General features: G+C 62.7%; 6 protein-coding genes. 5 read left to right on the plus strand and 1 reads right to left on the minus strand.

The features are described from left to right. Positions 1-506, plus strand: a 506-nt coding sequence (locus EN893_RS10670; protein ID WP_128361528.1) for a pyridoxine 5'-phosphate synthase, incomplete at its 5' end; no start/stop codon positions are given. A 104-nt stretch (positions 507-610) separates the two neighbouring features. Further along, positions 611-2,530: a potassium transporter Kup gene (locus EN893_RS10675; RefSeq protein ID WP_127272417.1), complete on the plus strand. Its 1,920-nt coding sequence runs from the start codon at positions 611-613 to the stop codon at positions 2,528-2,530. A 58-nt stretch (positions 2,531-2,588) separates the two neighbouring features. Here the strand turns inward: EN893_RS10675 and EN893_RS10680 are convergent, their stop codons facing one another. Beyond that, entirely contained in the window at positions 2,589-3,482 is an 894-nt protein-coding gene (locus EN893_RS10680) for an SDR family oxidoreductase (protein WP_127269396.1), read from the minus strand. A 135-nt stretch (positions 3,483-3,617) separates the two neighbouring features. Between EN893_RS10680 and EN893_RS10685 the strand changes: the two genes are divergently transcribed. The 3 genes from EN893_RS10685 to EN893_RS10695 all read left to right on the plus strand — a co-directional run. Further along, the gene (locus tag EN893_RS10685) at positions 3,618-4,028 is read left to right on the plus strand and encodes a helix-turn-helix domain-containing protein (protein WP_127269397.1); all 411 of its coding nucleotides are present in this window, start codon (positions 3,618-3,620) and stop codon (positions 4,026-4,028) included. A 135-nt stretch (positions 4,029-4,163) separates the two neighbouring features. After that, a complete protein-coding gene (locus EN893_RS10690; protein WP_236382982.1) occupies positions 4,164-5,366 on the plus strand; it encodes an NAD(P)/FAD-dependent oxidoreductase in 1,203 nt (400 codons plus the stop codon). A 37-nt stretch (positions 5,367-5,403) separates the two neighbouring features. Then, positions 5,404-8,070 (plus strand): CHAT domain-containing tetratricopeptide repeat protein (locus EN893_RS10695; RefSeq protein WP_164900793.1); only part of this gene is annotated, 2,667 nt, incomplete at its 3' end.

The raw sequence follows: 8,070 nt of genomic DNA on the forward strand, positions 1-8,070 counted from the left end.
CGACCGAGGATTTCCTGTTGCTTGTGGAAAAGCATCAGCCTGAACAGGTGACTTTGGTGCCGGACGATCCGGCCCAGGCGACATCGGACCATGGCTGGAACTTCGCCACCCAGGCCGCGTTCCTTACACCGATCGTCAAACGCTTGAAAAAAGGGGGCTTTCGCGTGTCGCTGTTTTCCGACCCTGATCCCGATTGGGTGGCGGCCGCACGTGACACCGGTGCCGATCGCATCGAGCTCTATACTGGTCCATATGGCAGCTATCACACAGATTCCGCCAAAGCGGCCAAAGAGCTGGAAAGATTGGGAAAAACCGCTGACGCGGCGCTTGCCGCCGGGCTGCAGGTCAATGCCGGGCACGATCTCGTGGTTGGCAATCTGCCGGCGCTGGTCAAGCGCATTCCGGCATTGGCCGAAGTGTCGATCGGACATGGGTTGACAGCCGACGCGTTGGAGTATGGCATGGCCGGCACGGTGGGTCGGTTCCTCAAGGCCTGCGGATGGTAGCGATGGGCAGCCTGGCGCGGCAGGCATGGCAGCCATTACGCGACGGCACTTGATATTGCATCGCAGCAAGCGTAGAGCACCGCGCGCTTATCGGAGTGTCGTCCATGGCCCTTACCAACACTGGTAGTGAGGCAGAACCCGTCGAACAATCGAGCCATTCGGAAGTCGAACAGCACAGCACCAAGGTTCTGATGCTGGGCGCGCTCGGTGTCGTCTATGGGGATATCGGCACCAGCCCGATCTACGCCTTTCGCGAGGCGCTGGTGGCGTCCTCGGGCGGCAATGTCGCCCAGCGCGGCGATATTCTCGGCGTGCTGTCGCTGATCATCTGGTCGCTGACGATCATCGTCACCATCAAATACATCATGTTCGTGCTGCGCGCCGACAACCGCGGCGAGGGCGGCGTGCTGTCGCTGATGGCGCTGGCGCGCGGCAGTTTCCCCAAGCGTTCAGCATTGATGCTCGCTATCGGCATCGTCGGGGCATCGCTTTTCTTCGGTGACGCCGTCATCACACCGGCGATTTCGGTGCTGTCGGCGGTCGAGGGCATGAATGTCGTCACGCCGACCTTCCAGCCCTATGTCGTGCCGCTGACATTGGTCATCCTTGCCATGGTGTTCGCGGTGCAGCGCTTTGGCACGGGCGGGGTGGGATTGGTGTTCGGCCCGGTGACCGCGGTATGGTTCCTGGCCATCGGCCTTTCCGGCCTCAACCACATCATCGCCGATCCGGAAATCCTGTGGGCGGTGAGCCCGCACTATATCGTCGCCTTCCTGATCAATTCGCCCGATGTCGCCTTCGTGACCATCGGCGCCATCTTTCTCGCCGTGACCGGCGCCGAAGCGCTCTATGCCGATCTCGGCCATTTCGGCCGCAAGCCGATCGTGCTGGCCTGGCTGGCGATCGTGTTTCCCTGCCTGCTGCTCAATTATGCCGGGCAGGGTGCCTTCGTGCTGGCCAAGAATGGCGTCGTCGGCCATCCGTTCTTCGAGATGAACGAAGGCTGGACGCTGATCCCGATGGTCGTGCTGGCGACCGCCGCCACGGTCATCGCCAGCCAGGCGGTGATATCAGGCGCGTTCTCGCTGACCAGGCAGGCGGTGCAGCTCAACATGCTGCCGCGGCTCGAAATCCTGCACACGTCGGAGAAACAGTCCGGCCAGATCTACATGCCGCGCGTCAATCTTCTGCTGGCGCTGGTGGTGATGATGCTGGTGGTCGGCTTCGGCGAGTCCAGCAGGCTGGCGTCGGCCTACGGTATTTCGGTGACCGGCAACATGCTGGTGACGACGGTGCTGCTCTATGTCGTCATGACGCGCATCTGGAAATGGCGGCTGTGGGTGGCAATCTCGCTTACGGCGCTGTTCGGCTTCATCGATGTCGGCTTCTTTGCCTCCAACATCGTCAAGGTGTTCGAGGGCGGCTGGGCCTCGCTGGCCGTGGCCTTCACCGTCGTGCTGGCCATGTGGACCTGGGTGCGCGGCAGCCGCTATCTGTTCGACAAGACCCGCCGCAACGAGATCCCGCTCGATTTCCTTGCCGGCAATTTGTTGAAGAAGAAGCCGCAGCTGGTCTCCGGCACCGCCGTCTTCCTCACCAGCGATCCGCTAAGCGCGCCAACCGCGCTGATGCACAGCCTGAAGCACTACAAGGTGCTGCATGAGCAGAACGTCATCCTTTCGGTGGTGACCGCGCCGCAGCCGGTGGTGCCCGACAGCGACCGGGTCAAGATGGAGACGGTCAACGAGCTGTTCATGCGGGTGACGCTGACCTTCGGCTACATGGAGCAGCCCAACATCCCGCGCGCACTGGCGATCTGCCGCAAGCAGGGCTGGAAGTTCGACATCATGACGACCTCGTTCTTCCTGTCGCGGCGTTCGCTCAAGGCCTCGCCCAATTCCGGCATGCCGGTGTGGCAGGACCGGCTGTTCATCGGCCTGGCCCGCACTGCGGCCGACGCGACGGAGTACTTTCAGATCCCGACCGGGCGCGTGGTGGAGATCGGCACGCAGGTGGCGATCTAGGGGCATGCCGGATCGGCGAATGGACTGTGCCTCACGGCACAGTCCATGTCACTCCGCTTCAACCGGCCAGGGCGACCTTGTTCGCCTCGAGGAATTGCTTCAACGTCTTTGGCGTCCTGCCCGAAAGCGACTCGATTGCGTCGGTCACCATGGCGATACGGCCGGCGCGCGTGTTGGCGTCGAAGGACACGATGACCTCAGCGAAATCCTCGGGAACGCCTGATGCCTTCACGCCTTCGGTCAAGGCTTCATCCGAAACCTGGACGACATCGAGCGGCTTGCCGGTGACCTCGCTTACCAGGGCGGCAATCTCAGCCGTGGTGTAGGCCTGCGGGCCGGTCAAGGTGTAGGTCTTGCTTTCGTTCGAAACGGCAGCGAGACCGGCGGCGATCGCTGCTGCCATGTCGTCGCGCGCACCAGGTGCAACGCGGCCCTCGCCGGCGGACGTGTACCATTTTCCCGAAGCGATCGCGTGCGGCAGGGCCATGAACAGGTTCTCCTGGTACCAGCCGTTGCGGAAGATCGTGTAGGGGATGCCGCTCGCTTTGATCGCCTGCTCGGTGCCGTAGTGATCATTGGCAAACAGCACCGGCGAAACCGGTTCCGGGTTGGGCATCGAGGTGTAGAGAAGGTGGGAAACACCGGCCTTTTTAGCGGCGGCAACCGCGTTCTGGTGCTGCCTCAGGCGCTTGCCGTGTAGCAGGTCGATCTCGCCGGTCGAGATGATCAGCACCCTGTCGGCGCCCTTGAAAGCAGCCTCCAACGATAGTGTGTCGTCGAAGTCAGCCGCCCTTGTGATGACGCCTCGCGCCGCCAACTCGGCAAGGTTTTCCGGATTGCGGGTGGTGGCGATGATCCGGCCCGCGGGGACCTTGAACGTGTCCAGCAGGTGGTTGATGACGCTGCGGCCGAGCTGGCCGGAAGCGCCGGTGACGAGAAGGGTTTGGGTCATGGAAGATCCTGACATTGCGCCGCTAAGGCGGTTCGAGGGGCAGTCTCAAAAAGAGACCAGCACTAAAATAGGAATTGACCCAGAGCCGTAAAGAAGGCAGTTTTTCGGGAGGTAGGCACGCGCAGGGAACCAGCGGTGGACAGCAAGATCGTCAATCTGAGATCGAAGTTGGAGGTCTACAAGGCGGTCTCCGGCGGCGGCAACTTCGCCAATTGTCCGGTCCGCGAGGTCATCCAGGGCGTGAGCGGCAAATGGAGCTCGCTGCTGATGATGGCTTTGGCCGAGCAGCCCTATCGCTTCGGCGAGTTGCGGCGGCTGGTGCCGGACATTTCACAGCGCATGCTGACGCAGACGCTCTACGATTTGCAGCGCGACGGCTATGTGCATCGCGAGGTGTTCCCGACCAAGCCGCCGAGCGTCGAGTACAGCCTGACCGATCTCGGGCATTCGATGTTCGGCGCCTTGCATCAGCTGATCCTGTGGGCCGAGCTCAATCATGATGCGGTGCGCGGCGCACGCGCCGATTTTGACGCCGCCCAAGGCTGACCAGCGGCGCAAAGCCGTTGGTGACGGCTTGATTTCGTCCCGCCGCTGAAGGATTGTCCCGGCCAATCCGGCTTTGGGGGCACTGGCATTTCCTATGATATCGCAATTGCAGGCGCCGGGCCGGCGGGACTGGCCGTGGCGCTCTATCTCAGGCGTGCCGGGCATCGGGTCACCGTGTTCGAGCGCTTCGATGAGCCGAAGCCGGTCGGCTCCGGGCTGATTCTTCAGCCGACAGGGCTGACGGTACTGGCCGGTCTTGGCCTGCTCGACGACATACTGGCGCTGGGCAGCCGCATAGACCGCCTGCATGGCGCCGATGCTTCCACTGGCCGCACGGTGCTCGATGTCCGCTACGATGCGCAACGCGGTGGCCGCTTCGGGCTGGCGGTGCACCGGGCGGCTTTGTTCGGTGTGCTTTTCCGCGCCGCGCAGAGCGAGGCGATCGCCATCGAGACCGGCGTCGAGATCGAGGCCCTGGAGACCGGCGAACGGGCGACGCTGATCTGTGGCAACGGGCGGAGGGCAGGGCCATTCGATCTGGTCGTCGACGCCAGCGGTTCGCGCTCGAAACTGCGCCGCGAAAGCGCTCCAGGCGAGCCGCGGCCACTCACCTATGGTGCGTTCTGGGCCTCGCTCGGCTGGCGTGGCGATGGTTTCGACGAGCACGCGCTGCTGCAACGCTACGACAAAGCGAGCGTGATGATCGGCGTGCTGCCGATCGGCCGACCGGAGCCGGGCGCTGAAAAGATGGCGGCCTTCTTCTGGAGCCTGAAGCCGTCGGATGCCGATGAGGTGCGCGTTCGCGGCCTGAACGCCTGGAAGGAAAGGGTGGTCCGGCTGTGGCCGCAGAGCGAGGCGTTCACCAGCCAGATCGACAGTTTCGACCAGCTCTCGCTGGCCCGCTACGGCCACCACACGATGAAGCTTCCGGCCGGTAGGCGATTGGCCGTCATCGGCGATGCGGCGCATTCCACCAGTCCGCAACTCGGGCAAGGGGCGAACATGGCGCTGCTCGATGCCGCGGCGCTCAGCAATGCGCTGGCGCGGGCGTCAAACGTCGAGGCAGCGCTGGAGGCCTATGCGAGGGCGCGGCGCTGGCATGTCCGCGTCTTCCAGGCGCTGTCGCTGGCATTCACGCCGTTCTACCAGTCGGATTCGGTGGCGCTGCCCTTCCTCCGCGACAGGCTGGTGGCGACGGTGGCAAAAATCCCGCCGGCGCCGCAATTCCTCGCCTCGATGGTGGCGGGAACCGTGATCGATCCGTTCAGGCGGATTGGACTTGAGGAAACGCGGTGGGATTTCGGACAAAATCCGGATCATGATACGACCGCATCCTAGAGTTTTTCGCATCAGACCGATCCGCATGAACGCTGTCATGTCCATAGTCCGAAAATCGCTAGGCCTGATGCAGGTCGTTGCATCTGTCCTGGCCACGTCGGTCGTGGCGCCGCCCTTGCCGACGGCGCAAGCTCAGACGCCGGGCCAAGCCGGTCAGCAGACTCCAGCAGGCAGTGAAGAGGCGCTGAAAGTTCGGATCGATGCGGCCTACAAGCTGATGATGGAGGTCGGGCGCTTCGACGATGGTTATGCGCAGTTGCGGGCAGCGCTGCTCGATGCGGCCAGGAGCGACCTCTACGAGTTCACCGTGGAGAGCTACTCGAACGCCGGCGCGACGTTCCTCAACAACCAGATCCTCGACAACGCCGAGGAGATTTTCGCCGAAGGCCTGAAAACCAGGGCGATGCAGCAGGATGTCGCGAAGCGTGCCGATTTCTATCTCAATTACGCAATGCTGAAACAGGCCGAGAAAGACTATCAGGGCTTCGTTTCCATGTGCGCTACGGCAACCAATCTCTACGCCCACTACCAAGGCACGGAATCCCTGGAACTCATGTATGCCAACGATGTGCTGGCGACAGGGATCGCTGCATTCGGTCAAATCGCTGCGGCGATCAACGTTGACCAGCGCAATCTGGAGATTGCGGAGCGGGTGCTTGGCCAGGACGATCGCTTCACCTGGAAGCTGCAGAACAATCTGGCCGACATGCTGCGTCAGATCGGGGCACCGACACGCGCCTTACAGTACGACCTGAATGTGCTCGAGAAACGTATCGGCTACTACGGGCCAAATCACTTCAACGTTCTGGTTAGCGCCAACAACACGGCTCAGGACTATCTCGACCTCGCCAAGTACGACGAGGCCTTGCGCTATTTCCAGCAGGACCGGGATATCGCTGTCCTCCTCAAGCAGGAAGGCAATCTGATTGAGCAGGCCGATGCCTGGCTGCTTTACACCAGGGCTCTTTCCGGTGCACAGCCGCTCGACGCGCCGACGCTCGCACGCTTGCTGCCGCTGACCAACGACGCGAGTTATCCCGAGATATTGGCAATCAAGATCGCCAACCTGCTCGCCGCGCATTTCGCCGCGATGGGCGATACCGAAAACAGCATGAACCAACTCGATCGGGCCTATAGCATCGCCGGATCGACATACGGCTCGGTGCACCCGCTGACCTTTGCCGCGCGGCAGGCCATGGCCAACCTCAAGGCGAAGTCGAATCCCGAGGCTGCAGCCACCGATTTTGCGGCTCTCAACGATGACATGTTGCGTTGGAATTGGTTCCAGGTGAGCACGGCCGCCAACCCGGTCGTCGCTGAAGCCAGCCGCGCCTTGGCCGATGACATGCTCTACGACTATGCGCGGCTGGCAAAAAACAACGCATCGGCAGTGCCGGCATTCGCTGAAGCGGTGCGTCGCTGGCCGACACTCGAAAACGACAAACGGGATCAGTTGCGCAGACTGTCGCGTTTGATCGATCCGAACGATATGGAGACACGGCATTTGATCCAGGCCGGGATACGGCTGTCCCTGGCCTACCAGGAGGCTGCTTCCAGTGGCGACAGTGCCGACGATCCAGGTGCGGTACAGCCCGACCAGGCTCAGGCGGCGTACGAAAAGGCGATCACGAGAGTTACGACGAAGTACAGATTCGACCAAAGCGTGGTGGACAAGCCACTGCCATCCGCAAACACGCTGCTGCAGCCCAACGAGGCGCTGATCGATTATTTCATCACTCGCAAGTGGCGGGCGGACCGCGAGAGCGCCGATCCGCTGGAAGACGAACGGCTCTACGCGATCGTCACGCGCAAGGACCAGCAGCCGTCGCTCTATGACCTCGGCGATCCGCGCCGGCTCATCCCAGCCGCCCGGGAAACCCGCATGGCAAACCTCAGGTCGACCCGCTCCGCGCAGGAGCGTGGCGCTGTGACCCTGGTCGATCTGAACGCGACATTCACAGGGCTTTACGCCGGTCTGATCGCACCTCTGGAGCCGTCGCTTGGCGGCGCCGACACGCTTTTCGTGGTGCCGGACGGCAAGCTGTTTTCGGTGCCATTCCCCTTGCTGCAGGACAGCAAGGGCGCGTCGCTCGATGATCGCTTCCTGGTGCGCATGCTGACCCGGCCGGAATCGCTGTTGAACGCAGGCATCGATCAGAGTTTTCCCAAGTCCGGCAAGGCCTTGCTGGCCGGCGGCCTGGATTACGCACGGGGTGCGGAGAAGGGTGCCGAGCCGCTACCGGGTACCCGCAAGGAGGTCGACGCGATCGCCTCGATCCTGCGCGGCGATCATTATTCGGTCGAGACCCTTACCGGAACGGCTGCCGGCGAACGGGCGCTGCGCAAGGACATCGAGCAGGCCACGGTCGCGCATCTGGCCACACATGGTGCCTACCGCGACGAGAAAGAGGGCGGCGTCGGTGCCGTGAATGCGCTGTGGCAGAGTGAGGTCGTGCTGTCCCGGTCGGGAAACCGGCAATCGATGAAGCGCGATGATGATGACGGCCGGCTCTATGGCATGGAGCTGATGATGTGGGATTTGTCGAACCTCGACCTGCTTGTGCTCTCCGCCTGCGAGACGGCCCGTGGCCAGGAGACATTCGTCGGCGGTTTGCGCGGCCTGCCGACGGCAATCAACATTGCCGGTGCGAAGCGCTCGTTGCTAACCCTTTGGCCTGTGGACGATGCGGGAACCGCTGCCTTC

This window comes from Mesorhizobium sp. M7A.F.Ca.CA.004.04.2.1, from assembly GCF_004022825.1.
Classification (GTDB): domain Bacteria; phylum Pseudomonadota; class Alphaproteobacteria; order Rhizobiales; family Rhizobiaceae; genus Mesorhizobium.